This window comes from Pseudomonas brassicacearum (assembly GCF_000585995.1).
Taxonomy (GTDB): Bacteria; Pseudomonadota; Gammaproteobacteria; order Pseudomonadales; family Pseudomonadaceae; genus Aquipseudomonas; species Aquipseudomonas brassicacearum_A.
The window spans coordinates 3,907,268-3,933,380 of record NZ_CP007410.1 but is presented as its reverse complement, the minus strand read 5'-3'; the positions used below and the strand labels follow the sequence as shown (position 1 = coordinate 3,933,380).

Sequence of the window (26,113 nt, the reverse complement as noted above, 5' to 3'; positions counted from 1 at the left end):
GGCTTGTACCGTGACGGCTGTCTTGATACCCGGAACCCGGCCCTGCGAGTAAGTCGTCAGGAGCCGGCAAGGGGACAGGTGTGTACGGACGGGGCTATTTGGCGTTTGCGATGTGTCCCGGATGTTTCGGTCCGAGGGGGAATTTGTATTGGAGTGTGTCGCAGATACAGTGCGCGGGCTTCGCTCGGAGGGGTGGTGCGGATAGCTCAGGCTACTTTGTCAGGAGACGGTGGTGCAGAGAATCCGCTAGTATCCGCGTCGATCTCTCCACACCCTTGGACTTCACTTGATGAATTTGCGTCTGCTTGCAGCCAGCCTGTTTCTCACCAGTACCCTGAGTCATGCCGCCGAGCCGGCGCCCATACCAAAAGTCCTGGAGCAGCAAATCGAGCGCCTGGTGGCACTCGTCAAGGACAGCTATGCCACCGGCTATCCTGAAGCGACGCTGACGCAGACACTGGATACTGGTGAGGACAGTCAGGTAACGCTGGCGGTCTTTACGGTCGAGGGGTTTGGCATGGGCAACAACTACAGCCAATACCTCGCCGCTTTCACCCCCGAGGAGAGCGAAGATGGCGCGTCACATTACAGCCTGTTGGACGTGGTCCGTATTGGCGGCGACAGTTGGCGTGCGATCGACAAACTGGACGCCAAGCTGGTCAGTGACCCGGCGGGAGAGCGGATTCTGATCGACCTCCCGGTGATGGAAAATACCGATGACGATGCGCCGAATTTCCCTAGCAAAGCCGCCGTCATTCACCTGTCTTTGGAGGGTTCCAATTCGCTCCGGCTGGTAGAGATCAAGTAGTTCCCCGGTCAGTCGATCGTGGGAAGAACGAGCCTTTCACTGAACGCAAGATTGGGTCCCCTCAAGCGACGCTCCGGTTACTCGGGGAGTAACCGGGCGGGTTTAGCGCGTCAGATTTGCGCCAGGCCGCCGTCGGCGGCGACCTCGCTGGCGGTCATGAAGCTGCTGTCCTGCGACGCGAGAAAGGCCGCCACTGCGCCGATCTCAGCCGGATCAGCCATGCGCTGGAGTGGATTCATCGAGGCGAAGACCTTCATGCCTTCCTCGCCTAGCGCGGTCTTCGCGAGTTCGGTCGCCGTCGGCCCGGGCGACAGCACGTTGACGCGGATGCCGGTGCCTTGCAGATCTTGCGCCCAGGTCCGCGCGAGGTTGCGCACGGCCGCCTTGCTCGCGCTATAGACGCTGAATGCCGGGGCGCCCGTGGCGCCGGCGCTGGAGCCGGTCAGAATGATCGAACCACCTTGGCCCATCAGCGGCAGCGCCTTCTGGACCGTAAAAATCGTACCCTTCACATTGGTCTCGAAGGTTTCGTCAATGTGCTCGGCGGTGATCTCGCCGAGCGCTAGCGGGCTTCCCGCCCCAGCGTTGGCGAAGACGATGTCGAGGCTTCCACGTTCGGCCTTCACCGCTGTGTAGAGTCGGTCGAGGTCGGCCAGGTTGGAGACTGAGCCCTTCACCGCGCGGGCTTTCGGTCCGAGGTCGGCCACAGCGGCGTCGAGCGCTTCCTGCCGGCGGCCGAAAATAAACACGAAGGCGCCCTCCTCAATGAAGCGTTTTGCTGCGGCGAGGCCGATTCCAGTAGCGCCGCCGGTAATCACCGCGGTCTTTCCATTCAGTCTGGTCATGATGTGTATTCCTCTAGCGTTGGGCGCAAGCAGGGAATCGCTCGCTTGAGGACCACTATGCAAGCCTGATAACCTGAGGACAAGTATGCACCTTTTGGTAAGTATCAAATGACGACACCTATTCAAACCTGCGGTACCGGCGGTTTTTCCTGCGGGCTCGACGCCACGCTCCGCATCATCTCGGGTAAGTGGAAACCGCTGGTCCTGTTTTTCCTGCGTGACGGTCCCAAGCGTTACGGCGAACTCAAGCGCTTGGTCCAGGGCGTCAGTGACAAGGTGCTGATCCAGGCATTGAAAGATCTGGAGGCCGATCACGTGCTGGCGCGGACCGACTACAAGGAGGTGCCGCCGCGTGTGGACTACACGCTGACGCCGCTCGGTCATAGCTTGGCTGAAGCGATCGTCCCGCTGTGCACTTGGGGAACCGAGCACATGGCGGAGATGGCAAACATATTTGCCAAGCGTGACACGTTGTCCTGACAACAACTTCAGACAACTCAGGCAGCAAGAACCTGCGCGATCGCCATACCGGCAAGCCCTGCGGTGGCCAGGAGGCGGTCCAGGCCTTGGCCGTGGCGCGCGCTCGCGGAGAGTCCGGCCATGGTGGTGCTGACAAAATCCGCCAGTCGAGCCGCCTCCTGCGGATAGCGCTCGGCGATGCTGTTTCGAATCAAGTCTTGTGCAGCAACGTGAAAGCCGCAGGCGGCATCCCGCGCCTGCGAGTCGTTGCATCGTGTTCCCTCCAGCACCATACAGCCGGTGGCCATAGGATCGGCGGCATAGCTGCGCGCAGCCTGCTCCAACACCTGCGCAAGCGAGACAGCCAACGGCTGGTCGGCCGCCAGGATCTGCGATAGAGGGACGGCCCCGGTCAGGGCATACCGATCAAGGACTCGGGCGTACAGCTGCGCCTTGCTGCCAAAGGCTGCGTAGAAGCTGGGCGGATTGATGCCGAGTGCCTTGGTCAGGTCGGCAACGCTTACGCCGTCGTAGCCCTTGGCGTGGAACAGGTGCTGGGCGGTGGCAACCGCCTCGTCCGGATCGAACCGGCGAGGGCGGCCACGCGTGGGTAAAGTATTTGTAGTCATGATTACAAAAAAAGCTTTGACAGATGGAATGGAGCGTATTGTAGCATGCGCTACATTAATCAGGAGGCGTAAATCATGTCAGATTTCAAAGGCAAGTCAGTGTTGGTGTTGGGTGGCAGTCGGGGCATTGGTGCGGCGATAGTAAGGCGCTTTGCCTCAGAGGGGGCGAATGTGGCGTTCACCTACTCGGGCTCGCCGGAGGCAGCCAAGCTGCTAGCCACCGAAACGGGCAGCAGTGCGTACTCGACGGACAGCGCTGACCGCGACGCGGTCATCGCCAGGGTCCGGGAGAGCGGTCCATTGGACGTGCTGGTGGTCAATTCCGGCATCGCCATCTTCGGCGACGCGCTGGAACAGGACCCCGATGCGATCGATCGCCTGCTACGCATCAACGTGCACGCGCCGTACCACGCATCGGTGGAAGCGGCGCGGCAGATGCCGGAAGGCGGGCGAATCATCGTGATCGGATCGGTAAACGGAGATCGCATGCCGGTGCCCGGCATGGCGTCCTATGCATTGAGCAAATCCGCACTGCAAGGCATGGCGCGAGGATTGGCACGGGATTTTGGGCCGCGCGGTATCACGATCAATATCGTGCAGCCGGGACCGATCGACACAGACGCGAATCCAGAGGACGGTCCAATGAAGGACCTGATGCACAGCTTCATGGCAATCAAGCGTCACGGTCGTCCTGAAGAGGTGGCGGCAATGGTGGCTTGGCTGGCCGGGCCGGAAGCGAGCTTTGTAACGGGAGCGATGCATACGATCGACGGTGCGTTCGGCGCCTGACCGATTCACCCAAGCGGGTCTGTTGAGGTGTTGGTCAGCGGCAACGATTCGGCACTTGGTGGCGATTGTTGGCCTGCGGATCAATACCCGAGACCCGTGAGCGGTCCGCTATCCCTTCAGCACCAGGGACATGTCCGGGTATTGAGCGCAGATGAAATCGACGAACGCGCGAACCTTCGGCGCCGCGAGGCGCCTGGAGGTGTGCAGGACCCAGAGCTGGGGTTCTATACCCAATACCGTCCCCCATTGGACCAACTCGCCACGGGCAAGCTGGTTCCATGCGATGGACTGTGGAATCAGGGCAACGCCACCCCCGGTGATCGCCGCATCGCGGACCATCAGTAGCGAAGAGAACCGCAGCTTTGGGATCGGCTCCAAAACCAACTGCCCACCATCGAGACTCCACTGGGTGGGCTGGAACGTCGACGTCACGATAGCGGGAACGGCTCTGATCGCACCGGGCACGGGCTTGGATACTTCGGGCGCAGCCACGACGACCAGCCGGTCCTTGGCGAAGCACCGGCCGACCAGATTGCTGTCCGGGCTCGGGTTGATCCGAATGGCGACGTCGAACTGTTCCTCGACGAGATCCACCTGGCGATCCTCCGCCACCACTTCAATTTCGACCTCCGGATAGGCCCGACAGAACTCGGCCCCAATACGACCCATCGCGAGCTGGGAGAACAGCACCGGGGCCGCCACGCGCAAGCGTCCGCGCGGTATCGAAACACCCTCGCGGACCGCCGTCATGGCTTCGGTGACTTCACTCAGCGGGCCTTCAGTTCGAGACATCAGCCGCTCGCCGGCTTCAGTGAGTTTCAGGCCGCGCGCGCTACGCTCGATCAGCCTCACCCCCAGTTGTTCTTCAAGATCGGAAATTCGCCGCGACAAGGTGGCCTTGGAAATACCACTCGCACGACTTGCTTTTCCCAACCCCTCATTCGTTGCGACGAGGATGAAGTCGATCAGCGCGTTCAGATTCATGGTGTTCCATTTTTGAAACGAGGTGTCTGGATTTTGTGGTCTTTGTTTTGTAAGTGCAACGAAATACTGTCTCGTCATCGAAACCCGATAGTTACCGACGTTTTTCGCTGACCCATCCATACATTCAATGCAGGAGATTCAAAAATGAGCATTCTCGTGATCGGTGCCACGGGCACCATTGGTTCTCTCGTCACCCAGGGCCTTGCCGACGCGGGCGCCGAGGTCAAGGCCCTTGTGCGTCAACCGGGTAAACGGACCTTCCCGGCAGGCGTCACTGAGGTTGTCGCAGACCTCACCGATGTCCCTTCGATACGCGTCGCGCTTTCGTCAGTGCGTACGCTGTTTCTGCTCAACGCCGTGGTGCCCGACGAGGTCACGCAAGCCCTCATCGCGCTGAACCTCGCTCGCGAGGCTGGCATCGAGCGCATCGTCTACTTGTCGGTGATCCATGCCGACAAGTTCACCAATGTTCCGCATTTCACCGGCAAGCATACGGTTGAGCGCATGATCGAGAGCCTTGATATGCCTGCAACCATCCTGCGTCCGGCTTACTTCATGCAAAACGAACGCATGGTCCAACAGACGATTCAGGACTACTCGGTCTACCCGATGCCGATCGGCTCGGCGGGTACCTCGATGATAGATGCGCGTGACATTGCCGATGTGGCCGTTGCCGAGTTGCTGCGACGCGACAAGGCACCTTCTGCCCTGGATCGTGTGACGCTGGAGTTGGTCGGGCCGCAAGCACTCACCGGTGCTTCCGTGGCGCAGATATGGAGCGCCGCCCTGGGTCGCGAGATCGCCTATGGGGGTGACGATGTAACGGCCTTCGAAGGACAAATGGCCGCATACGGCCCCGCCTGGTTGGCCTACGACATGCGCCTGATGATGGCGGGTATCCAGGCGTTCGGCATGCAAGCCGCTGAAGGAGCAGTGGGACGGCTGGAGGCCATCATTGGGCACCCGCTGCGCACCTATGAAGACTTCGTTCGCGAAGCCATTGCAGGGGTTTGAACAGCTAGGGCAAGGGGACCATGCGCCGGCAAACAGGAGGGTTGCCGGCTTACAAAAAAACCTGCTTGATGACCGAATGACAGCGCCAGAGTAGGGGGCGAAACCCTGCGCTGCGTACAAGCGAATGAGTGGTGCCGAAGGTTACGTCAATCAGCTTTCGGCAGAAACCATCGAGTCGTCACTGGATTCAGCTGCCAGCTTCAAGCGGTCAGCTTTGCTGATGTACTTGGATTTGTTCTTGGGCGCCAATTTGGCACTGGCCTTTTTGGCGTTGGCTTTTAATAGCTGGTTGATTTTTTTGCGGCGATTCATGCTGTGCTACCCGGCTGTCGTTTTCCAGATGATATCAGCTTAACTATCAGGCCGGATTCAACGCACACGCTTGCGGCTCTGCTCCGCCAGATCCAACGCTTTTTGCATATCCAGCCGTGCCGAACGACCCACGTCCTTGTCGTTGAGCTGATAGCGGCGCTCCGACGGCAGGATCGGTGCGGTAAGGTCTTCCGCGTCCATCTGTTCGAAGTCGTGATTGTCACCGATGGTCATGGCGCTGCGGCGCAGCAGCATGCGCAGCTGCTCGGGTTGCAGTTGCGGATTGATGGACAGCATCGCCGCCAGCAGGCCGGCGACCATCGGCGTGGCGTAAGACGTACCGCAATGCACGGCACCGTCCTGGCCGGCGTCGGTCGTCGAAGCGTGGGTGCAAGCGGCAGCGGTGATGTCGACGCGCATGTCGATGTTCGAGGAGCTGCGCTTGCGCGCATAGGCCGGGTCGTCGATGGCGACCCCGGCGCGCTCGTTGCGCTGGTGCCCACCGACCACCAGCAATTGCTCGGTGATGAAGGAGGAGGGCAGGCGGTACTCATCGGTGCCTGAGAATGAAGACCCATTGCCGGCGGAGTTCACCACCACCACGTCGGGATGTTCCTTGCGCAACCAGAGGAAGAATTCCTCCAGCAGTTCCTCGTAGCCTCCCATGGCGATGCCCGAGCGCAGCAGGGAGTCCACGTCATCGCCCTTGATGTCTTTCGCGCCCACCCGGTGGATGCCCCAGCTCCAGTTGAGCACGCGTACGCCGTCCTCTACGAGGTTGACCGAGGCGGCGATGTTAGCGGTGATCCCGGCATCGGAATTACGGTCGACGATGACCTCGAAGCCGCCGCTTGCCTTGTCCAGGCCACGGAGAAAACCGGTGTTGCCGCCGTCGTTCCAGCGCGCGGCGAGGATGCCGGCGACGGTGGTGCCATGGTTGTCGGGTTTATCCGCATCGCGGGCATAGACGCAGGTGCGCGGCATCGAGCAGGCACCCAGGTAGTCGGCAAAATCCGCGGTGTCGAAATCCACGTCGCGCTCGATCAGGCCAACGCGCACCGGTTGCGGTCGGCTGGGCGCCTGCTGCCCGGGGATGCGCCGCTGGTAGTAATGCACCGCGTCGAGAAAGCGGTTTGCAGCCCATTCGTCGGAGTCCGGGTCGGGTTTCTTCGGCTCCTCGGGGCGAACGGGGGCTTGCTCGCTCTCTTCTGCCGCAGACTCCTCGACCACCACGGCATCCACGCCGGTCTCGCTGCCCAGACGCAGCACCAGCGCGTCGCGCTGCACCAGGTCCCTGGCGGGCAGGCGCAGCTGGTACAGGTTCAGGGGCGCGATGCTGCCGACCACTTTCGCCCCGTACTTGCTGGCAAGACGTTCGGCTTCCTGGGGACCATCGCGATCTTCCTCGATCAGCACGCTGACCAGATCAACGTAAGTGCTCAGGCCATCCATGTTCTTCGCCACGTCGTCCGGCCCGGCGGCCAGTACGTGACTGTTACGCAGGGTCAGCCAGGCGGCATTGCTGGTGCGCGGGCCGTCCTCCAGCCAGAGAGGGCCGCTCTGGTATTCGGCACTGTCCAGGCGCAACCGCAGCTTGTCCCCTTCGCGCTGGACAGTACTGGCGGGGATCGTCTTGTCCCCCAGTTTCAGTTGCGGTGTTCCCTCACCCAGCCCGCGCACTGTCAGGCACCAGTCCTGGCGCCGGCCATCCAGCAGGTCGCCGCAGCGTGCCAGGTTTTCCAGGCGAAGTGGCCCGGGGGCAGCGGCCGCAGTGTTGGCAGCCAACGTGAACAACGTGGCGAGGACAGCAGATCGTAGAGGCATGGGCCAGGTTTCTTTGCCGAAGGTCTGTTGTTCCGACTGCCACATGGCCTGCTTTGTTCAGAGCAGGATTTCGCTGCTCAGCGTCGACACCCTTGGTTGATCGTGCCCTACAGCCACGTGTTCACCACTCGCCTGTCCAGCTCCTCCCAATCCGCCATGCCCAATACCCGGGTGGTGTTCAACCCGCGCAGATAGCCGCGCAACTGGTGGGCGGTGTCCCGGATAAGCTCCGGGTCGGTTGCGTTTTCGGACAGCAGCACCGTTTCGTACTGGATCAGGTACTCCGCCACTCGATCACGAAAGTCGGGCAAGACCGCGTCGCGGATCAGGTCAAAAGTTCTCAAGGAAGAGGCCTCGGCAATCTTTTTCAGTGGTGATTGGGTGTGCGTCCATCTGCACGGCGCGCAACTATTGCTAGAAGTAATAATGACCATCAAGAAATGCAAGTTCTTCTTTCTGGGCCGTCACCGCAGAATCGCACCCATCGAACACGCGGCTCAAGGTATTGCGCTGACAAGGCAAGCCCGTGACGCCGCTCCCTAGTCAGATGAATCGAACTTTTTATTTTCAGGATGAGACTGATGCGCCCTTTATTCGTGCCTGTCATGGCGTTTGCCTCTTTGCTGCTCGCCGGTTGTGCCTCCGCGCCAAACGATCCGACACTGACCTTGCAGACCCACAAGACCCCCGCCGAATATGCCGAATGCGTCGTACCGAAACTGCAGGACGGCAAGTTGAACCCGACGGTCTCCCAGACTCAGCGTAGCTACCGGATCGTCGTACCGAGCAAAGTCGCAGCGGACAACGTGCTGGAGGCCTACAAGGCCGGGAATGGCGGCAAAGTCTTCATCTACGAGCGGCATTTGCTGGCCTCGAGCCTCCTGCCTTCGAGTTTTGGACGTGCCGCCCAGGATTGCATCTAAGTCCCGCCGACGCTTCTTACCGTGCTCCTTTGGTTGGCCGCAACCAACCAATTCCTTGCCCCGTACCCCATTCGGCTACGGGGCTTTTTTATGCCGGTGAATGGCCTTGGGCACGGCACCAGGCTCGCAACGGTTCCCCTCTGCCATGTGAACCTTGGGCCAATACTGCGTTCACTTGTTAGGTCGCCCCGTTGAGTGAGCGCGCTGTCTCATTGCCGATAAGGAATTCGCATGCTTGAAACCTCGCCATCGATTCCCCTGAGCCTTCCTGTCGAACGCGAGCTCAGCCTGCGCGCAGTCACCACGGGAATCGTGCTGGGTATCCTGCTGACACCTTCCAATGTCTACGCTGGGTTGAAGATCGGTTGGTCGTTCAACATGTCGATCATTGCCTTGTTGATCGGTTATGGCCTCTGGCAAGGCTTGGCCAAGCGTTCGAGTGCAGGACTGCCCTGGACCTTGCACGAAAGCAACATCAACCAGACCGTGGCTTCCGCCGCCGCGTCGATCATTTCCGGTGGGCTGGTCGCGCCTATCCCGGCCTACACCTTGCTGACCGGTCAACAGTTGGACGTCATCCCGATGATCGCCTGGGTCTTTTCGGTGAGCTTCCTCGGGATCTGGATCGCCTGGTACCTGCGGCCCTCGCTGCTCAATGACAAGGCGCTGAAGTTTCCCGAGGGGATGGCGACCTTGGAAACCCTGCTGCATATCTACAACCACGGTCGCGAAGCCGCGACGCGCTTGAAGGTGCTGCTCAGCGCCGCGTTGTTGTCCGCGCTGGTCAAGTGGGTCGATACCTTCATGTGGGCTTTCCCGCGCTGGTCGCCGACCCCTCATCTGGAGCGCCTGACGTTTACCGCTGACCCTTCGCTGCTGTTAATGGGCTTCGGCGGGATCATCGGCATTCGTGTCGGCCTGACCCTGCTGCTCGGCGCCTTGCTGGCGTGGGGCGGGCTGGCGCCATGGCTGCTGGAGCAAGGCCTGGTGCAGCTGCCGCCCGACAGCAGCGGCCCGCAATTCGCTGCGCTGGTGGAATGGCTGCTGTGGCCGGGCGTGAGTCTGATGGTCTGCTCGACCCTGGCCTCCCTGGCGATTCGCTTGTGGGCCTTGCACCAGTCCACCAGGGCCGACGGTGGGGTGATCTGGGCGCTGCCCAAGGCTGGGCCGGCTGCCGGTTTCGCCTTGGCGATCGTGTTGGTGGTGAGCCTGCAAGCGCTGTTGTTCGGCATCAATCTGTGGATGGCCTTATTGACCATTCCCTTGGCGATCTGCCTGGCAGCCGTGGCTGCCCGGGTGGTCGGCGCCACGGGCATTCCGCCCATCGGCGCCATCGGACAGTTGTCCCAGTTGAGCTTCGGCATCATCGCGCCGGGGCAGGTGCCGATCAACCTGATGAGCGCCAACACCGCCGGCGGTTCGGCCGGGCAGTGCACGGACTTGATGAACGATTTCAAGGTGGGCCGGGCGATAGGCGCCACGCCACGCAAGCAGTTGATCGCCCAGACACTGGGCATTTTCGTCGGTAGCATCGTCGGGGTGTTGGCCTACCTGGCCCTGATTCCGGACCCGCAAACCATGCTGCTGACCGAAGAGTGGCCGGCCCCGGCGGTCGCGACCTGGAAAGCTGTGGCGCAAACCCTGACCCAGGGGCTGGATTCATTGTCAGCGAGCATCCGCTGGGCGATTTTCATCGGCGGCGTGGCCGGCTTGCTGCTAGGGATTCTCGACAGCCTATTGCCTGAACATCGCGCCCGTTACCTGCCAAGCACCGCAGCCCTGGGCCTGGCCTTCGTCTTGCCGGCCTCGGTGTCGCTGATGATGGCCTTGGGCGCCGTGCTCACTTGGGTCGTGAACTGCCGCTGGCCGAGTCTCACAGAACGCTTCGCCATCACTGCGGCGGCGGGGTTGATTGCCGGCGAGAGCATTACCGGGGTGGGGGCGTCGTTGTGGCAGATGGTTGGGAATGGGTGATGGCGAGCGCTGCTCGCTCGAATCGAAGGCGACGCCCAATTGCTATCGAGCGTAGCCCCACTGCAGTCTGATCGCGTTGAGCACTTAGTTAGGCCCAGCCAAAATACCTACAAATGCAAAGGACTGCCGAGATAGACAGTACTAAAAGAGATGCAAGAATGCCGACGTTACGACCAAATGGATTGTCGTTTGTAAACGAAAGGGCATAGCCATGCAGAATGCGTCCAAAAAATAGTACTGAGCCGAGTGTGTGTAGTTGCCATTGCGGTGAGCCGCTTAACTCTAGAAAACCAATCAGCACGAGCGCCAGTGGAACGTACTCAGCGAAATTGCCGTGCCCTCTAATGCGCCGAAACATGACGGGATTACCACCATCGCCAAGACTGGGACTGCCAGGGCCTATTCTTCCAATAATTACTCGAACACTCAGTGCGATGAACAAAATTGCAAGTAGGCCGCTATAGAGAAGTGTAACTTTCATTATGTGATCCCTGTCCCAGGAGGGGCCTGGCTGGTGGCTAAAGTCGCTCGCTTCGAAGCGTTTGTGATATAGCTGAGGCAGGGCAAAAAATAGTTTGCCCTGTTACTGGAAGTTACGCGTCAGCGCCGCCTAAAATATCCTCTAGTTGCATTTCTTTTAAAACACGGTCTTGAATGGGTTGCTTGGCAGCGTTAATTTCATCAACCCCCCAAACCATGCCGACCGCTGTACGTGTAGGGCGTTTGCCAGCAGGCATATCTGCTAGCGCTAAATAAGTATCGACGACCAACTGTGGATCGGGTGCCTGGTCAGACTGCATGAATTTCGCGAATTCTGTGAACATGGCGGCAGGTATCTTGGCCAAGTCACCATAGCTCTCCAGTACGTCAAGACGGGAAGGCGCTTGCCCTCCCGCACTCAGGCCTGTAGGGAACGGGCCTGGTTGCACGATGGCAACGTCAATACCGAAGGGCGCCACTTCGTAACGTAAGCCTTGGACGTAGCCTTCCAAAGCATGCTTGGTGGCGGCGTATGTAGAGAAGTACGGCGCCGAAATCTGGCCGACCATTGATGAGGTGTTGATGATCAGTCCGGACTTGGCTTCCCGCATAGCAGGCAAGACGGCCTGTATAATGCGCATGGCGCCATAGTAGTTGGTTTCCATCTGCTCCCTGGCTTGGGCAATGCTAAATGCCTCCGTAATACCAAGGTACATTACGCCCGCATTGTTAATCAAAATATCAATCTGGCCCGCTTTAGCCAGCACACCAGCAATGGCTGTTTTGACGGATTCGTCGCTGGTGACATCCATATCAACGACATGGACGAGGTTGCTATACGCCTCCAGCTCGGTCTTGACTGCGGCGTTCTTGCCTTCTGTGCCGCGCATGGTGGCGAACACTCGGTAGCCCTTGTCCGCAAAGGCTTTCACTGCCTTCAGGCCAAATCCACTGCTGCTACCAGTGATGATGACGTTTTTTTGTGCTTGGCTCATTTCTCTTTCCTGCTGGGTTGTCAATTAAGTACCGGTCGGTACAATAAGGGGCAGGGGCATCGCGTGTCAATTTAAAATACCGGGCGGTACAAAATGAGCTTAAACCCAACAAAACCTTCAAGGGGACGACCTAAGACCCTAGACCGTGATCACGTTTTGGATGTGGCAATGGAAGCCTATTGGAAAGAGGGCGTACGCAGCTTATCCCTTAATGAAATTTGCAGAAGATGTGATATATCGAAGCCAGGTCTTTATCGTGAATTTTGGAATGAAGATGGCTTGATGAAAGCCGTTATTCTTAAATATCAAGAGCAGGTACTGGATTCTGTGCTGCAGATGTTAAACACAGAAATGCCGTTTCAAGAGACGCTTGACAACCTGGTGTCATTTGCCACCTCAGTGAGTGATGATCAACAGATCCCAAAAGGATGTCTTTTGATAAAGATGCGCGAATCACGCATGCACTTGGGTGAAGCAACACGGGCACAAATCGATTTCATTCAGGAGCAAGCATTAACTGCTTACAGTAAGTGGGTGGAGCGTTCAAAGGCCAAAGGTGAGTTTTCTGCAGATATGTCATCAGAATTTGCATCTGTCTATATCGATGCGCAGTTAAGTAATGCTGCGTCACAGATATCTCGTGGTGAGGATCCGCAGATTGTGAAGAAAATGCTGTTAGTCGCTTTTTCTGTGTTCTGATGAGCAAGCCTCTCAGCTCAGTGTTTCTGTAGAAGCAGGCATTCATTCGCCTGGGGTAAAAGAGACAAGGGGGAAGATATTTCGAACAAGATACAACGGGCCCGAGCGGCGATGGCCTCACAGGCATGAGGCGCTTTATTTGTGAGACAGCACACTAGAGCCTTTACACCGAAGGCTCCCTGGCACATTGTTGGCAATCTGTCAGTCAATTTCGCCACTTCTGGCTCAGGGAGCGCTGATGAGTCTTCGTCCATTGAGCGATCCCCCGCGGCAATTCAACGATTACACTGCCACATCTCACCAGAAAGAAAACTCGGATGCTTTCGGCATGGCGTACGCGGGCGACGAAGACACGATTGAACAACTGCTCGACTCGGCGCGTCACTGGGCTCACACCACCCAGTGGGCGGTTTATCGCGCCGGCGAACAAATGCATTTGGTCGGGCAAGGCGACGCTGGGGTGCAATGGCCGTCAAGCGTTGCCAATGGAGAGTTTGAAGCCTTCTGCCAGACCTGGCAGCTGCACCGTTGGCCGACCGGCAAAGGCGAAAGTGTGCTGGGTTGGCTATTGGCGCCCGTCGACGAAGCCGGGGAACCGGCGCTCGCCGAGTTTGCCCAGCGCCTGGGCATTCGGGTACAGACCGATACCCTTGCCCGGGCCCAGATCACTCAGCGTGTGTTGTATGAGATTACCTATCTGGCCAGCTCGACCCGTGATCGGTCTGTATTTCTGGTGGGCGTTCATCAGTTGCTCGCCAGCCTGATCGACGCCGAGAATTTCTATCTGGCGTTGTATGACCCGCGCAGCGGCAAGATTGACTATCCGTATTACGTCGACATCATCGATGTGGATGCGGTGGAGTCCCAACACTACGAATACCTTGACCCTTCGCACCTGTCATTGACCGGCCAGGTGTTGACCAGCGGCCAGCCATTGCTGATCGACGCCGCCGGTATTCGCGCGGCCCAGGACGAGGGCCGTTTCTACTGCGTGGGTGATCGCCCGGAGTTCTGGATGGGCGCGCCGTTGAAAAATGCCTCGGATGAGGTGTTTGGCATGCTCGCCATGCAGGTCTACGACGTTGCGCGAACCTACAGCGCCGAAGACCGCGCGCTGTTTTTGGTGGTGGTCCGTCACGTGGCCATGGCGCTGGACCGGATTCTGAACCGGGAGGGCATGGAAGAGACGGTGAGGCGTCGCACCCTGGAGCTTTCGGCAGTCAACGACGCATTGCGCCAGGAAGTGGCGGACCGCGAGCGCGCCGAGCATCTGCAGAGCGCGCTGTTCCAGATTGCGGAACTGTCGAGCCAGCCCGGGGACATGGCTGAGTTGTTTCAAACCTTGCACGGTATCGTCGGTGACCTGCTGTCCGCGCAGAACTTCTACATCGCGCTGTTCGACGACACGATCGGTGAAGTGACCTTTCCCTACTATGTCGATGAGCGGGAAATAACCCACCCGGCGGCGCGGCGTGGCTGCCGGGGCTTGACCGAGTATGTTATTCGTCAGCGTCGACCTTGCCTGATCGACCCCGAGGACGCGGATCGCTTGGCAGCGCAGGGTGAGCTCGAAATGTCCTACGAGTCCGTCCGATTCCATTCCTGGCTGGGCATTCCGTTGTTCGATGGCGATGTAGTACGTGGTGTGTTGGCGGTGCAAAGCTATACCTCGCAGGTGCGCTATACCCTGCGCGATCAGGAACTGCTGACGTTCGTGTCACGGCACATCGACACCGCGTTGTCGCGACGCACGGCCGCAGAAGCGATCCATGCCGCCAACCTCAAGCTCGAAGCGAGGGTGCAGGACCGCACCCGCGAGCTCGATCACGCCAACGCCAAGTTGCAACACGAAAACGCCCACGATGCGCTGACCGGGCTGCCAAATCGTACCTACCTGCAACAGCGCCTCAACCTGGCCTGGTCGCGGTTCGAGCGGGAAGGCGCGCAACTGACGGTGATGTTCATCGACCTCGACCGTTTCAAGAGGGTCAATGACAGCTTCGGCCACCATTTTGGCGACCTGTTGTTGATGCAGGCGGCCCAGCGTTTGCGCAGTTGTCTGCGCGACTCCGACATGCTGGCCCGCCTGGGGGGCGATGAGTTTTCGGTGCTGGCTCCCGAGGCGTCGCTGGATGTGGTGATCGAGATCGCCGAACGGATCCTGGCGGTGTTTGACCTGCCGTTTTTCATCAATGGCCATGAGGTTTTTTCGTCCTGCAGTATCGGCATTGTCAGCGCCGACACGCAGTTCCACCTGGTTCCCGCCGATTTGTTGCGCGATGCCGATGCGGCGATGTACCGGGTCAAGAGTGCCGGGCGCGACAGCTACGCGGTGTTCAACCAGGAGGTGCGCCGTGAAGTCTCTGACCAGGTCGAGCGCGAAGGGGCGTTGCGCAATGCGCTCAAGCGCACTGACGAGCTGCTGCCGTATTTCCAGCCGATTGTCAGCGTCGAAACCGGTGAGCTGTTGGCCCTTGAAGCGCTGATCCGTTGGCATCAGCCGGGCGGCCGGATCATCGCCCCAGGCCAGTTTTTGCCGGATGTCGAGGGGTTGCGCCTGATCGGTCGGCTGGATTTGTACATGCTCACCAGCATCGCGGTGATCCTCGCAGAGCCCCAGCACGCCAATTGGCCGCCGGTGCATGTCAATTGTTCCAGCTACAGCATGGCGCGCCCGGACTTCGCCGAGGATGTGCTTGCGCTGTTGGCCCGGTACAACGTCGCGCCATCGCGAATCTGCCTGGAATTGACCGAAGGTGCGCTGGTGGCTGAGCCAGCCATTGCCCGGTTGACCATGCAGCAATTGGCCGACAACGGCATGTCAGTGGTGCTCGATGACTTCGGCGCGGGATTTTCATCCCTGAGCTATGTGCATCAATACCGTTTCAGCGGCTTGAAGATCGACAAGTCGTTTATCTTCGAGCTGACCACCAGTTCCCGCAGTCGCGCGATCGTCCGGGCGATTGTGCGTATGGCCGAATCGCTGGACCTGAGCGTGGTGGCCGAAGGCGTCGAGGATGAAGCGACGCTGCTCTTGCTGCGCGAGATGGGGGCAGGGCAGGCCCAAGGTTATTATTTTGCCAAGCCGATGGGGTTGGAAGCATTGCTCGCGACTTCGCTCGGTGCACCGGGTACCGAGCAACGCTGACGCCTGGAGCCGCTATTTCTGGCTGAGCGCAGCGATGGAAAGTCCTGACACGATGAAGGTCAACCCAGCGCCGAGGTTGAGTCCGTTGGCCAGACGCGGGCGTTGATAAATGTATTGCGACAGGCGCGTGGCGAAGATGCCCATCAGCGAGAATCCCACGGCCGTCAGCAGGGCGAACCAGAACCCGTAGACCAGCATTTGCACAGTGACCGAGCCAAGCGCTGGATTGATGAATTGAGGGATGAACGCCAGCACGAACAACCCTGGCTTGGGATTGAGCGCTGCTGAAAGAAAGCCTGTGAGTAAGATGCTGCGCAGGGGTTGTCGTGCGGCGGGCGCGAAGGTGATCAGGCTTTTGGAGCGCAGCACCTTGACCCCGAGCCAGAGCAGATAGGCGGCCCCCACCAACTTGACGACCCAGAAGGCGACCGTCGAGGTCTGGATCAGCAGCGTCAGCCCCAGCGAGGCGGTGGTGACATGAAACAGGATGCCCAGGCCAGACGACAGGCCTGACACGAGGGCGGCCAAGCGACCCTGGCTGAGTCCGCGGCCTATCGCCAGAAGATTGTCGGGGCCCGGAGACAGCACCAGCAATACGCAGGCGGTGGTGTAGGTGAACCAGATGTCCATTGGAAACACGGTGACGCTCCCTGTGAGGTATGAGTCGGGATCAATGGATGATCCCGGTGATCGTGCTTATTTCTAGCAGCTGTAAATCGGCGCCACAACCGTCGGCATGACCAGCCCGCAGGCCACCGCAGCACTGACGGCCTGCTGGCGACTCACTGAACCGAGTTTGCGTCGGGCATTGAGTAGGTGGAAGTCGATGGTGCGTTCGGAACAGGTCAGGATGTGGCTGATTTCCCAGGTGGTCTTGCCGACGCTGGCCCAATACAGGCAGTCCATTTCCTTGGGCGTCAGGTCCTGGCGGGGTTGGGCAGGCCCCTGCAATTGATGGCGCATCCCGGCGAGCAGGTACGGGATGAGCATGAACAATTGATAGACGGCGGGGTTGGAAAAACCCTCCTGTTCGGTGATCTGGGTGTCATCGAAGGCCACGCTCAGTGTTCCCCTGAGCAGCTCGTAGCGCAACGGGATGCTCAGGCCGCTGCGCAGGCCGTGTTGCTCGCGTTGCTGCCAGAAGTGCCGGGAGCGTCCACGGGCGCGCCTGCGCTCGCTGTCCCAGAAAAAAGGCACCAGTTCGCGTCGACAGTGCCTGAGTATCGGGTCGATCTCGATCAGCCCGTCACCGCGATAGTGTTCCAGCCAGCGTTTGGGAAAGGTGGTGATGAGGCCGGCCAGCGGGTCGGTATCCCGGCGTGCAACCGGTCCCAGGCTGATGAGGTAGCTGCCGAAGCCGAGTTGGCGCAGTACTTTGTTGACCAGACGCTCCCAATCGCAACGGTTGGCATCTTTGGCGAGACTCATGAAGGCGGTCAGCGGTGCGGTACGCCCGGCCTGGGTCCGGTCGCAGACGGGGGAGTTGAGTTTGTCCATAAACGAGTCGCTCTTGTTATCGCGGGAATGAAACAGTCGGAGCATGGAAAAAGAAGGGGCGTGCGCCCCTCCTGGCGAATCACGGGTGCACGTAACAGCGGATGAAACTGCGGAATAGCTCCAGGCCGTTTTCAGTCAGGATGCTTTCAGGGTGAAACTGCACCCCCTCCACCGGCAGGTGGCGATGCCGCACGCCCATCACATACCCATCGTCAGTGGACCTCGAAGTGACCTCCAGACAGTCGGGTACCTGCTCGTCGCGGATCATCAGCGAGTGATAACGGGTGGCCTGTATGGCACGGGCTTGGGTATGGTCATAGACGCCTCTGCCATCGTTCTCGATCGTGCTCACCTTGCCGTGCATCACGTGCGGGGCCCGGCAAACCTGGGCGCCGAAGGCCAGTCCGATGGCCTGATGACCCAGGCAAACGCCCAGCAGCGGCAAACGGCCCTGGAAATGCCGGATCACTTCGATGTAGCCAACGTCGGCCGGATGCCCTGGACCTGGACCCAGCACACAGAAGTCCGGCGAGAAAGCCTCGATGCGCTGGATGAGGTCCGGCACGTCGTGACGTTCGACGCGGGTTTCCAACCCCAGTTGTTCCAGGTATTGGCTGATGATAAAGACGAAGCTGTCGTAGGCATCGATCAGGAATACTTTCACAGTGCGATCTCCTGGCCGGTCACCGCCCGATATACAGAACCCATCTTGTACAACGTCTCTTTCCACTCCATCTCGGGCACCGAGTCGGCGACCACCCCGGCGGATGCACGCAAGTGGTAGGTGCCTTCGTCGAAGACTGTCGAGCGAATGCACAGGGCGGTATTGACGCTGCCGTCGAACCCCACCAGGCCCAAGGCCCCGGCATAGATGCCCCTGCGGTTGCTCTCCATCCCCTCGATCAGCTCCATCGCCCTGACCTTGGGCGCGCCGGACATGGTCCCAGCGGGGAATGACGCCTTGATCACGTCATAGGCATCCAGGCCCGGGCGCAGCAGGCCACGAACGTTCGATACCATGTGATAGAGGTGCGAGTACTCCTCCACCAGCATGAACTCGTCGACCTCCAGCGAGCCGGCCTGACAGACGCGACCGATATCATTGCGACACAGATCGATGAGCATCAGGTGCTCGGCACGCTCTTTCTCCGATCGGGTCAGCTCCAGGACCAACTGAGTGGGATCGACACCGGGTTTCTTGCCAACGGTGCCGGCGATTGGGCGCATCTCTATCAAGTCGTCCTTGATCCTGACGAACAGCTCAGGACTGGCACCGATCAGGTCGATACCGCCCACATGGGCCAGGTACATGTAAGGAGAGGGGTTGCGCAGGCGCAGGTTCTGGTACACATCGAACGGCGATACCTGCGAGCGGATGCGAATCTCGTGGCCGAGCTGGATCTGGTACACGTCGCCGGCACGGATGTGCTCCATTGCGACTTCGACACGTTCGAAAAACTGTTCCGGGGTGACTGTGCGGACTTCCTCGAAGGCCTCTGGATACGCTGGCAGGTCCACCGCCTCGCACGCCGCAGGCGTGGTGAGGCAGGGGTAGTCCTCCAACGTGCGGGGCGTCCACAACGGGTGGTTGTTGATCAGGGTTTCGACAATGCCATTGCTGTGGAAATACACCAGTGTCTGATAGACCGACAAGGCAATGAGCGGGTAGTCGTAGGTCTTTTCAGCCAGATCGGGAAGTCGCTCGATCAGGCGCACGCAGTCGTAGGAGAAATAGCCGAAGAACGCCAGGCTGGACGGCGCATTGGCCGCGGGCTGGAAGGTAGCCTGGATAGCCCGCAGCAGGTTCCATGCGGCCTCGCTGTCCGGCAGATGGATTTTGTGGTGGTGATCGATCTGCACATCCATTTGTCGCAGGCTGACGGACAAATGTTCACACAGCGCAGGACAGCCGCGCAGCTGCGCCTGGCCTTCATCGATACACACCTCGAACAGGGGCTCGAGCCCGATGATCGTCGCCCTGCGATCACGGCTCGGACCGGAGAGTGATTCAAGAATGAAGACAGACTCGCGACCCAGTTGTGCCCGCGCATTTGCATATATGCCAAGTGCATCCGTAGATCGACGTTCCTCACGGCGAAGAACATTGACGTCAATTAAATGTTTATTCACGGCTAATACCATTTTCAAGGTGCAACGATTCAGGCACTCCATTAAGAGAGGGCCACGGGAATATAAAGTGCGTGAACACTTTAAATAGGGAGTGACGGATATCCTGAATATTCGAGGCGGACGCTTTTCATGCCGCGCGCAATACAAGGCATGCAACGGATTGCAGCCAGGCAATGTGCAGGACACAAGGCGCGAGCGCCTTCGATTTCATGGGTGAATGATCAGGATGTTGCTGGCAAGCAGCAGACAGGCTCCGGTCTTCGCTGGATTAGCGACGCCAGATATTGCTTTTGAAGATGGCCAGAATGGCCCGGGAACAGCTGTCGGGATAGCTGTGGGAGGAACTGATAGCAGAAAGGTGATAGTACATTTTTAGACATCCCAGTCTTGGCTAGGCACTGCGGGAAATGAACGGCAGTGCGGCGAAATTACCAGTGCGCCCCTGGGCTGTCAACTGCTCGACGGATATTAATCATTTGGTCATTTCTTAATGTCGGCAGGAGCAGGAACTGTGCTTGCGTATATGTAATCGCGCGTGCCTTTAACAAGAAACGCGTGCGCGCACAACTGTGCAATACCGCAGCTGGGTATTGGTAAGTTCTGTCACTAATGTAGCGGCCGTTGAGTTTGCAGTAACCCATCAAACCTGAGCGGCTGAAATGAAAGAGCATCTAGACACATTCAAGAAGCGGTACGATCCGATTCATCATGCCTATTGGACCGATGTCCTGAGCGACACCGCCCTGGCTGCCTGGCATCAGGAGCAGTTGCGGGAGGTGATCGGCCATGTGAAGCGTTCTTCGCCGTTCTATGCCAGGCACCTCGCCCAAATCGCCGAGCGCTCGCTGACCTTGGATGACCTCGTCACCTTGCCATTCACGACCAAGGATGACTTGCGCGAGGCAGGCTTTGACATCTTGTCCGGCCCGCTGGAAGACAGCATCTTCTATTACGAAACCACCGGCACTACCGGGCCTGCTACGCCATGCCCGCGGGACCGCAAGGAAAGCTACGCGAGCAATCGCCAACTGGCCATGGCCTACCAGGCGGTGATCGAAAAGCATTTTCCGGGTGAAAAGACCGTGGTCGGCATCATGGGACCCACCGAGGTTCATTCCTTCGGTGACACCCTGGGCGATGTCTGCACCCAGCTCGATCTGTGCAATGCCAAGATCTGGCCACATTCACCGGTGATTGGCTGGCCCAAGGCGCTCCAGCTGCTCAAGGACCTGCGCATCGGGGTACTCGCCTCGGCGCCGGGCCTTCTGCTGGCCATGGCCAAGGAAGCCGAGCGCCAGGGCTTCAACCCACGCGAAGACTTCGCCCTGCGTGCCTTCATGATGAGTGGCGAGCTGTGCACCCCTGCGTTGAAGAACAACCTTTACAGCCTGTGGGGCGCGCAGGCCTACAACAGCCTGTATGGCTCCCAGGAAGCGATGATCATCGCGGCCTGCAACGCCAACGACCAACTGGTGCCGCATCGTCTGAACTACATCATCGAAGTCCTTGACCCCAAGACCGGTGAAAGCCTGGGCAGCACCGGCGACGGCGAGTTGTGCGTGACCATGCTGATCCCTGGCAGCAAGCCGTTGATCCGCTATCGCACAGGCGACCTGGTTTCGATCCAGTCGCGTCCGGGCTATCCCCAATCGATGCGCCAGACCGTCAAGGTTGTCGGTCGAGTGAAAGATGCCGTGCAGTTGAACGATCGCGCCTTTTCGGCCGCGCAGATCGAGCAGGCGCTGCTTGAAGGCGTCGAACAGTGCCTTGGCTATCAGATCGTCCTTAGCCGCGCCAATGATCGCGATACCGTCATCGCCAAGCTGGAGATGTCGCGCTTCTTCGAGGGTGATCGTGCACGCCTGGTGCTGCTGATCAAGGAGCGCCTGCGCGAACGGCTGGGTGTCGAAGCCACGGTCATGGTGGTTGGCGATCTTGCCGAACACGTGAACCTTGGCAGTTGGTTCAGCTGGAAAGAAGCCCGCATCGTCGATCAACGCGAAGGCCAGTGAGGTCACCGATGAGCTTGTCTGTTCGCGTGATCGACAGCGCCAGTGATCTGTTCGAGTCCGTCAGGCAACTGCGCAGTCGCTACCTGGGGACTAACCCGGCGAAGGAGGATGACTTCGATCGAAGGGAGCAGCTGCGCGACGCCATGTCCTATCACCTGATCTATCTGGACAACGATGAAGTGGTCGGGACATTGCGCGTCACACCGCTGGGCCATGGCCTGAGCTTCGTCGAGCGGGCCGTCAATGTGCACGCCTATTTTCAACAGTCGACAGATGCCTTCGATGCCAATCGGCTGGTGCTGGACGAGCGCTACCGCGGAGGACGGCACCTGCGCATGTTTCTCCTGCAGGCGTCCATCTGGCTGAAAGCCAACACCCACCTGCGATTCATCTCGGCACTGTGTCGCGGCCAACTGGCTGCGCTGTATGTCGGCCTGGGCGGGCGTGTGCTGAAGGATGACGTGACCTGGACCGGGGAGCAGGTGGAGCGGTGCTACAGCCTCGTGTATCTGGAACTCGAAAGTGTTTACCACAACGTTAAAGGAGCCAATTGAAATGCAAGCATTCTTCAAGGAACTCGACGCGATCGTCGAAGCGGGCTGGGCCCAGATCAAGCAGGGTGCCTACTGGAAATTCAGCCTGGACAACCCCACGCCGCCAGCCCTCTACCAACAACTGATGTTGCAGGTGTACCACTACACTCGCTACAACTCGGTCAACCAGGCCGCTTGCGCCTTCAGTAGCGACCCGGAAGAAACGACGCTACTGCGCTTCGTTTATAAGCACGCCCTGGAAGAGCTGGGTCACGAGCGCATGGTGCTGCGCGACCTCGAGTCTGTCGGGCTGCTGCCGCAGGACATGCCGGCACCCCTGGCGCCAACCCAGGCGCTGATCGCCTTCCTCAATGATGTGGCTATCCGCAAGGGGCCGATCGCACGGCTGGGCTACAGCTATTGGGCCGAAGACGTCTACGAGCACATCCAGCCGATCCTGGACAGGTTCCGCACCGACCTGGGCTTGAAGGACGAGCAGATGACGTTCTTCGTTGCCCACTCGACCATCGATGAGAAGCACGCCGAAGAAGTACGCCTGGCCATGCAACGTGCGGTGAAGACCGAGGAAGATCGTCGCCAGATCAAGGAAGTCGCCAGCGTCACGTTGTGGTTGACCGGGCAGTTGATGGAAGAAGCGCTGCGCACCTATCTGGCTGGCGAAGAAGGGCTGCGGGAGGCTTGCTGAATCATGAACCTGACCATCATTGTCGGCTCCAGCCGACCTTGTGGTGTCAGTGCACGGGTGGTGGCGCTGGTGCGCCGCCACTTGGGCGAGGAGGTCGAGGTCGATGCCATCTGGCTCAAGGACTACCGGATCGACTATTGCGATGCCGACAACGCCTGTTCAGACCAGGACTGCGCGTTGCAGGACGACGTCGGACAGTTGGTGGCGCGGCTGGACCGCGCCGATGCGGTGCTCTATCTCCCCGTCATGCACGCCTACGGCACCAACAGTCGTTTCCAGGCGTTTCTGGAGCGGGTCGGCTATGGCTTCTTGCGTCCACGCCAACGCCCGCTGCGCGACAAGCTCGCGGCGATTGCGGTCGTCGGTCGGCGCTATGGGCACACAGCTGTTTTCTCCCAGGTCGCGCTGAACGTACTGCTCAACAAGATGATTCTGGTCGGATCGGGATTCCCGCCGTGCTTCCAGACACAGCTGGCCCACGATCCTGAAGCGGAGCAGGCCTTGTGCGAGACGCTGGACCGGCTCTGTGAGCACTACCGTCGACTGAATCCAGCGGGGGTTGCCACAAGCAAGCCGGAAAGAATCCTGCGGCCCATTCAATTTCAGAAGGGATAACTGTCATGCCATTGAAAGATTCATTGCTAGCGCTGCTGGTCGCATTGCTCTGGGGCGCCCAGGTTACCGCCGTGAAGATGGGGGGCGCCGAGCTGCCGCCTATCCTCATGGTCGCTATGCGCTACGCGATCATGGCGCTGTTTCTCATGCCTCTGCTCAAGCGGATCAAGCGCGAGCAGTTCGCGTCCGTGGCCGTGATTGCCACGATTACCGGCACTTTGCATTTTGGCTTGCTGTATTGCGGCATCGCCCGGGTAGATGCCTCTACTTCGGCAATCATCTATCAGTTGACGGCACCCTTTACCCTGATTCTGGCGTTCGCATTATTGGGTGAAGTCCTGAAGGTGCGGGTACTGGCGGGCATTCTGCTGGCGTTCGCCGGTGTCTTGGTGCTGCTGGCCAAACCGTCGGCGAGCGGGACATTCGTCGGTATGCTGCTGGTAGCGCTGGCGGCTTTGGCATTCGCTGTCGGATCGGTGTTGACCAAGCGTCTCGGGCCGCTGGATCCGCTGGCCTTGAGTGCCTGGACCGCGGTCATCGCCGCGCCGCAACTGTTGTTGTGGTCCTTCGTCCAGGAAGGCGGGCAATGGGCGAGCGTCTATACGGCCAGCGCACAGGCGTGGTGGGCAGTCCTCTACACGGCGCTCAGTGGCGGTCTCCTGGGATTCGGCCTGTGGTTCTGGTTGCTTGGACGCAACTCGATGCAGCAACTGAGCCCGTACCTGCTCTTGGTGCCGCTGTTCGCAATCGCCGTCAGCCAGATCATGCTCGCCGAAGGCATCAGCCAGCGCCTGGTGATCGGGGCGGTGTTGACGTTGTCCGGCGTGGCGCTCTGCCAACTCCGGCTACCCGCAAAGTTCTTTCTCAAGGCTGGCAGCAGCAAAGGGCGAGGAGTGGCGGATGAACAGCGTTGATCGGCTGTTGCTAGGTACCTTGCGCCAGGTCCAGCGCTGGAAGTTCGGTTTGAAACTGCGCTGGCACACCAGCGGGCAGGGGCGCTTGGCCTATCTTCAGGGCACTGCCTGTCAGAAGGGGCCGACACTGGTCATCCTTCATGGCTTGGGCGCCAGCAAGGACCAGTGGGGGCCCGCGATTCTGGGGATGGCGCGGCATCACTCCTGCGTGTTCGTCGATCTGCCAGGGCATGGCCAATCCTCCTATGAGCCGAACGCAGGCTTCGGACCACAGGCCTTGCTGGCGGAGCTGGAGGGGTTGTTGGAAACGCTAGGCGAGGGGCCGTTCGTGCTGGTCGGCAGCTCGTTGGGCGGTTGCGTGGCGGGGCTGTATGCCGCGAAACACCCACAACGGGTTAGTCATCTGGTCTTGCTGGCACCCGCCGGTCTCGGCTCGGCGGCGCTCGGCCCGGCCTTGCAGGCCAGCCTGCAAGGGCAGGGAACGCTCTTCGGCTATCGTACGGTGGCGGAGATGAAGCGCTTCTGGAGCCTGGTGTTCAAGGAACCGCCCCGAGTAGGCGGACGCCTGGCCCAGGCCATGGCGGCCAGCGGCAAATCGAAGTTTGCTGCGGTGCAGCGGGCCGTCGAGGATTTTCGCCGTGAAGGCCTGGACGTCCTTCTTGAACGGCTTCCGCAGATCGCTTCGAGGACCCTGGTGATCTGGGGGCGACATGACCAAGTGTTCCTGCCCGCCGCCCTGGAGGACCTGCTCTCGCAACTGCCCGATGCCTGCGGCCAGGTCATCGAGGATTGCGGGCATGTGCCCTACCTTGAGCGGGGTGCCGAGGTCGTCGCGGCCATCACAGGGTTCATATCGACGTCCCGTATGAGTGAGGTTGGATCAGGCCCGAACTGACTCTCAGCACCCGCAGCGACTCAACGCGGGTGCCAGCCCAACTGAGCTGAAATCTGCTGCGTGGCCTCCATCAGTTGCTTGACGTAGTCCTGCTTCAATTCTTCCCTGAAGCGAAAACACGGGAATGAAACGCTCATGCCGCCGATCACGTGCCCGAAACGGTCGCGAATCGGTGCCGCCAGGCAGCGCATGTTGTCTTCGAACTCTTCATGGTCTTCGGCATAGCCTTGTCGGCGAACCGTTTCCAGTTCTTCCAGATAGGCTTCGACGCTGGTCAAGGTGTTGGCCGTGCGGCGCTCGAAGCTTTCTTCCTTGAGGTGCGCCAGCAGCTCATCTTCTTCCAGCCAGGCCATCAGCACCTTGCCGATGCCGGTGCAGTACAACGGCGCCCGCCGGCCAATGCGCGAGTACATGCGCAGGTTGTACTTGGAGTCGATCTTGTGCACGTAGACGATGCTGCCTTCGTCGAGAATCCCCAGGTGAACCGTCTCGCCCGTCAGCTCGTTGATCCGGCGCATGCCCGGTTCTGCTTCCCGGACGATGTCCAGGTGGGGCAGGGCCTGGGCCCCCAGCTCGAATAGCCGGACGCTGAGGCGATAGCGATCCTCGGCATCCTGCACCACATACCCCCGCGCCTTGAGCGACTGCAGAAAGCGATAAACCGTGGCCTTGGACATGTCCAGTTTGGTGGCGATTTCCGAGACGCCGCTTTCTTCCGGATGCTCGGCCAGAGCCTCGAGTACGGCCATGGTCCGGCCAACCGCCGACACCAGATCGTTGCTTGGGATGACGCTGTTGTCCATGAAGGCTCCAACGTGAAAGTAAAACCCAAGGATATACGCAAGCAGAACAAAACGCTGTTTCATTTTTGCTTGACGGGGCGAGAAATCTGGCTAGACTCGGGCCTTGAAAGAAAAATGAAACGCCG

27 protein-coding genes are annotated in these 26,113 nt (G+C 59.7%); 14 read left to right on the top strand and 13 right to left on the bottom strand.

Annotated features, from left to right (window positions below):
* The first annotated feature begins 289 nt into the window (after positions 1 to 289).
* On the top strand, positions 290 to 808 hold the full coding sequence (locus CD58_RS16560) for a hypothetical protein (RefSeq protein ID WP_025214117.1): 519 nt from the start codon (positions 290 to 292) through the stop codon (positions 806 to 808).
* A 110-nt stretch (positions 809 to 918) separates the two neighbouring features.
* On the opposite strand, the gene CD58_RS16555 is transcribed toward CD58_RS16560, so the two are convergent.
* The gene (locus tag CD58_RS16555) at positions 919 to 1,653 is read right to left on the bottom strand and encodes an SDR family NAD(P)-dependent oxidoreductase (protein ID WP_025214116.1); all 735 of its coding nucleotides are present in this window, start codon (positions 1,651 to 1,653) and stop codon (positions 919 to 921) included.
* A gap of 108 nt (positions 1,654 to 1,761) precedes the next feature.
* On the opposite strand from CD58_RS16555, the gene CD58_RS16550 reads away from it, so the two are divergent.
* On the top strand, positions 1,762 to 2,133 hold the full coding sequence (locus CD58_RS16550; RefSeq protein WP_025214115.1) for a winged helix-turn-helix transcriptional regulator: 372 nt from the start codon (positions 1,762 to 1,764) through the stop codon (positions 2,131 to 2,133).
* Positions 2,134 to 2,150: 17 nt separating this feature from the next.
* Here CD58_RS16550 and CD58_RS16545 read toward each other — a convergent pair whose 3' ends face one another.
* Complete coding sequence (locus CD58_RS16545) at positions 2,151 to 2,741, bottom strand: TetR/AcrR family transcriptional regulator (protein WP_025214114.1); 591 nt, start codon at positions 2,739 to 2,741, stop codon at positions 2,151 to 2,153.
* 75 nt (positions 2,742 to 2,816) lie between these two features.
* On the opposite strand from CD58_RS16545, the gene bdcA reads away from it, so the two are divergent.
* The gene (bdcA, locus tag CD58_RS16540) at positions 2,817 to 3,530 is read left to right on the top strand and encodes an SDR family oxidoreductase (RefSeq protein WP_025214113.1); all 714 of its coding nucleotides are present in this window, start codon (positions 2,817 to 2,819) and stop codon (positions 3,528 to 3,530) included.
* Between the two features lie 108 nt (positions 3,531 to 3,638).
* On the opposite strand, the gene CD58_RS16535 is transcribed toward bdcA, so the two are convergent.
* Positions 3,639 to 4,514 (bottom strand): LysR family transcriptional regulator, encoded by an 876-nt coding sequence (locus tag CD58_RS16535; protein ID WP_025214112.1) that lies wholly within the window; start codon positions 4,512 to 4,514, stop codon positions 3,639 to 3,641.
* 144 nt (positions 4,515 to 4,658) lie between these two features.
* Between CD58_RS16535 and CD58_RS16530 the strand changes: the two genes are divergently transcribed.
* A complete protein-coding gene (locus CD58_RS16530; protein WP_025214111.1) occupies positions 4,659 to 5,528 on the top strand; it encodes an NmrA/HSCARG family protein in 870 nt (289 codons plus the stop codon).
* Positions 5,529 to 5,678: 150 nt separating this feature from the next.
* Here CD58_RS16530 and CD58_RS29340 read toward each other — a convergent pair whose 3' ends face one another.
* The 3 genes from CD58_RS29340 to CD58_RS16520 all read right to left on the bottom strand — a co-directional run bounded on the left by CD58_RS29340 (position 5,679) and on the right by CD58_RS16520 (position 8,008).
* Positions 5,679 to 5,840 carry a DUF2986 domain-containing protein gene (locus CD58_RS29340; protein ID WP_080712569.1) on the bottom strand — a complete coding sequence of 54 codons (162 nt, stop codon included), beginning with the start codon at positions 5,838 to 5,840 and terminating at the stop codon, positions 5,679 to 5,681.
* A gap of 57 nt (positions 5,841 to 5,897) precedes the next feature.
* Positions 5,898 to 7,664 carry a S8/S53 family peptidase gene (locus tag CD58_RS16525; RefSeq protein ID WP_025214110.1) on the bottom strand — a complete coding sequence of 589 codons (1,767 nt, stop codon included), beginning with the start codon at positions 7,662 to 7,664 and terminating at the stop codon, positions 5,898 to 5,900.
* A gap of 107 nt (positions 7,665 to 7,771) precedes the next feature.
* Positions 7,772 to 8,008, bottom strand: a complete 237-nt coding sequence (locus CD58_RS16520) for a hypothetical protein (protein ID WP_025214109.1) — start codon at positions 8,006 to 8,008, stop codon at positions 7,772 to 7,774.
* Positions 8,009 to 8,245: 237 nt separating this feature from the next.
* Here CD58_RS16520 and CD58_RS16515 point away from each other — a divergent pair, with 237 nt between their 5' ends.
* A complete protein-coding gene (locus tag CD58_RS16515) occupies positions 8,246 to 8,587 on the top strand; it encodes a hypothetical protein (RefSeq protein ID WP_025214108.1) in 342 nt (113 codons plus the stop codon).
* 231 nt (positions 8,588 to 8,818) lie between these two features.
* A complete protein-coding gene (locus CD58_RS16510; protein ID WP_025214107.1) occupies positions 8,819 to 10,561 on the top strand; it encodes an OPT family oligopeptide transporter in 1,743 nt (580 codons plus the stop codon).
* Positions 10,562 to 10,649: 88 nt separating this feature from the next.
* On the opposite strand, the gene CD58_RS29335 is transcribed toward CD58_RS16510, so the two are convergent.
* A complete protein-coding gene (locus CD58_RS29335; protein ID WP_080712568.1) occupies positions 10,650 to 11,042 on the bottom strand; it encodes an MAPEG family protein in 393 nt (130 codons plus the stop codon).
* A 112-nt stretch (positions 11,043 to 11,154) separates the two neighbouring features.
* Positions 11,155 to 12,036: an SDR family oxidoreductase gene (locus CD58_RS16505; RefSeq protein ID WP_025214106.1), complete on the bottom strand. Its 882-nt coding sequence runs from the start codon at positions 12,034 to 12,036 to the stop codon at positions 11,155 to 11,157.
* A 168-nt stretch (positions 12,037 to 12,204) separates the two neighbouring features.
* On the opposite strand from CD58_RS16505, the gene CD58_RS16500 reads away from it, so the two are divergent.
* Positions 12,205 to 12,735, top strand: coding sequence for a TetR/AcrR family transcriptional regulator (locus tag CD58_RS16500; protein ID WP_038436654.1), 531 nt, complete (start codon positions 12,205 to 12,207; stop codon positions 12,733 to 12,735).
* A gap of 238 nt (positions 12,736 to 12,973) precedes the next feature.
* Positions 12,974 to 15,883, top strand: coding sequence for an EAL domain-containing protein (locus CD58_RS16495; RefSeq protein WP_025214104.1), 2,910 nt, complete (start codon positions 12,974 to 12,976; stop codon positions 15,881 to 15,883).
* A 12-nt stretch (positions 15,884 to 15,895) separates the two neighbouring features.
* Here CD58_RS16495 and CD58_RS16490 read toward each other — a convergent pair whose 3' ends face one another.
* The 4 genes from CD58_RS16490 to CD58_RS16475 all read right to left on the bottom strand — a co-directional run bounded on the left by CD58_RS16490 (position 15,896) and on the right by CD58_RS16475 (position 19,522).
* Complete coding sequence (locus CD58_RS16490; RefSeq protein WP_025214103.1) at positions 15,896 to 16,522, bottom strand: LysE family translocator; 627 nt, start codon at positions 16,520 to 16,522, stop codon at positions 15,896 to 15,898.
* Between the two features lie 63 nt (positions 16,523 to 16,585).
* On the bottom strand, positions 16,586 to 17,380 hold the full coding sequence (locus tag CD58_RS16485) for a helix-turn-helix transcriptional regulator (RefSeq protein ID WP_025214102.1): 795 nt from the start codon (positions 17,378 to 17,380) through the stop codon (positions 16,586 to 16,588).
* Between the two features lie 79 nt (positions 17,381 to 17,459).
* Positions 17,460 to 18,044, bottom strand: coding sequence for an anthranilate synthase component II (locus tag CD58_RS16480; RefSeq protein ID WP_025214101.1), 585 nt, complete (start codon positions 18,042 to 18,044; stop codon positions 17,460 to 17,462).
* Positions 18,041 to 19,522, bottom strand: a complete 1,482-nt coding sequence (locus tag CD58_RS16475) for an anthranilate synthase component I family protein (RefSeq protein ID WP_038436653.1) — start codon at positions 19,520 to 19,522, stop codon at positions 18,041 to 18,043. The genes CD58_RS16480 and CD58_RS16475 overlap by 4 nt, the downstream gene beginning before the upstream one ends.
* 647 nt (positions 19,523 to 20,169) lie before the next feature.
* On the opposite strand from CD58_RS16475, the gene CD58_RS16470 reads away from it, so the two are divergent.
* Genes CD58_RS16470 through CD58_RS16445 form a run of 6 tightly spaced genes read left to right on the top strand, consistent with a single transcriptional unit; the run spans position 20,170 to position 25,185 of the window.
* Positions 20,170 to 21,522, top strand: a complete 1,353-nt coding sequence (locus CD58_RS16470) for a phenylacetate--CoA ligase family protein (RefSeq protein WP_025214099.1) — start codon at positions 20,170 to 20,172, stop codon at positions 21,520 to 21,522.
* 8 nt (positions 21,523 to 21,530) lie between these two features.
* Positions 21,531 to 22,076 (top strand): hypothetical protein, encoded by a 546-nt coding sequence (locus tag CD58_RS16465; protein ID WP_025214098.1) that lies wholly within the window; start codon positions 21,531 to 21,533, stop codon positions 22,074 to 22,076.
* A 1-nt stretch (position 22,077) separates the two neighbouring features.
* Positions 22,078 to 22,761 (top strand): iron-containing redox enzyme family protein, encoded by a 684-nt coding sequence (locus CD58_RS16460; RefSeq protein WP_025214097.1) that lies wholly within the window; start codon positions 22,078 to 22,080, stop codon positions 22,759 to 22,761.
* 3 nt (positions 22,762 to 22,764) lie between these two features.
* A complete protein-coding gene (locus CD58_RS16455; protein WP_025214096.1) occupies positions 22,765 to 23,376 on the top strand; it encodes a flavodoxin family protein in 612 nt (203 codons plus the stop codon).
* A gap of 5 nt (positions 23,377 to 23,381) precedes the next feature.
* Positions 23,382 to 24,290 carry a DMT family transporter gene (locus CD58_RS16450; RefSeq protein WP_025214095.1) on the top strand — a complete coding sequence of 303 codons (909 nt, stop codon included), beginning with the start codon at positions 23,382 to 23,384 and terminating at the stop codon, positions 24,288 to 24,290.
* Entirely contained in the window at positions 24,277 to 25,185 is a 909-nt protein-coding gene (locus tag CD58_RS16445) for an alpha/beta fold hydrolase (RefSeq protein ID WP_025214094.1), read from the top strand. The genes CD58_RS16450 and CD58_RS16445 overlap by 14 nt, the downstream gene beginning before the upstream one ends.
* Before the next feature lie 20 nt (positions 25,186 to 25,205).
* On the opposite strand, the gene kdgR is transcribed toward CD58_RS16445, so the two are convergent.
* On the bottom strand, positions 25,206 to 25,988 hold the full coding sequence (gene kdgR / locus CD58_RS16440; protein WP_025214093.1) for a DNA-binding transcriptional regulator KdgR: 783 nt from the start codon (positions 25,986 to 25,988) through the stop codon (positions 25,206 to 25,208).
* Positions 25,989 to 26,113: the final 125 nt, after the last annotated feature.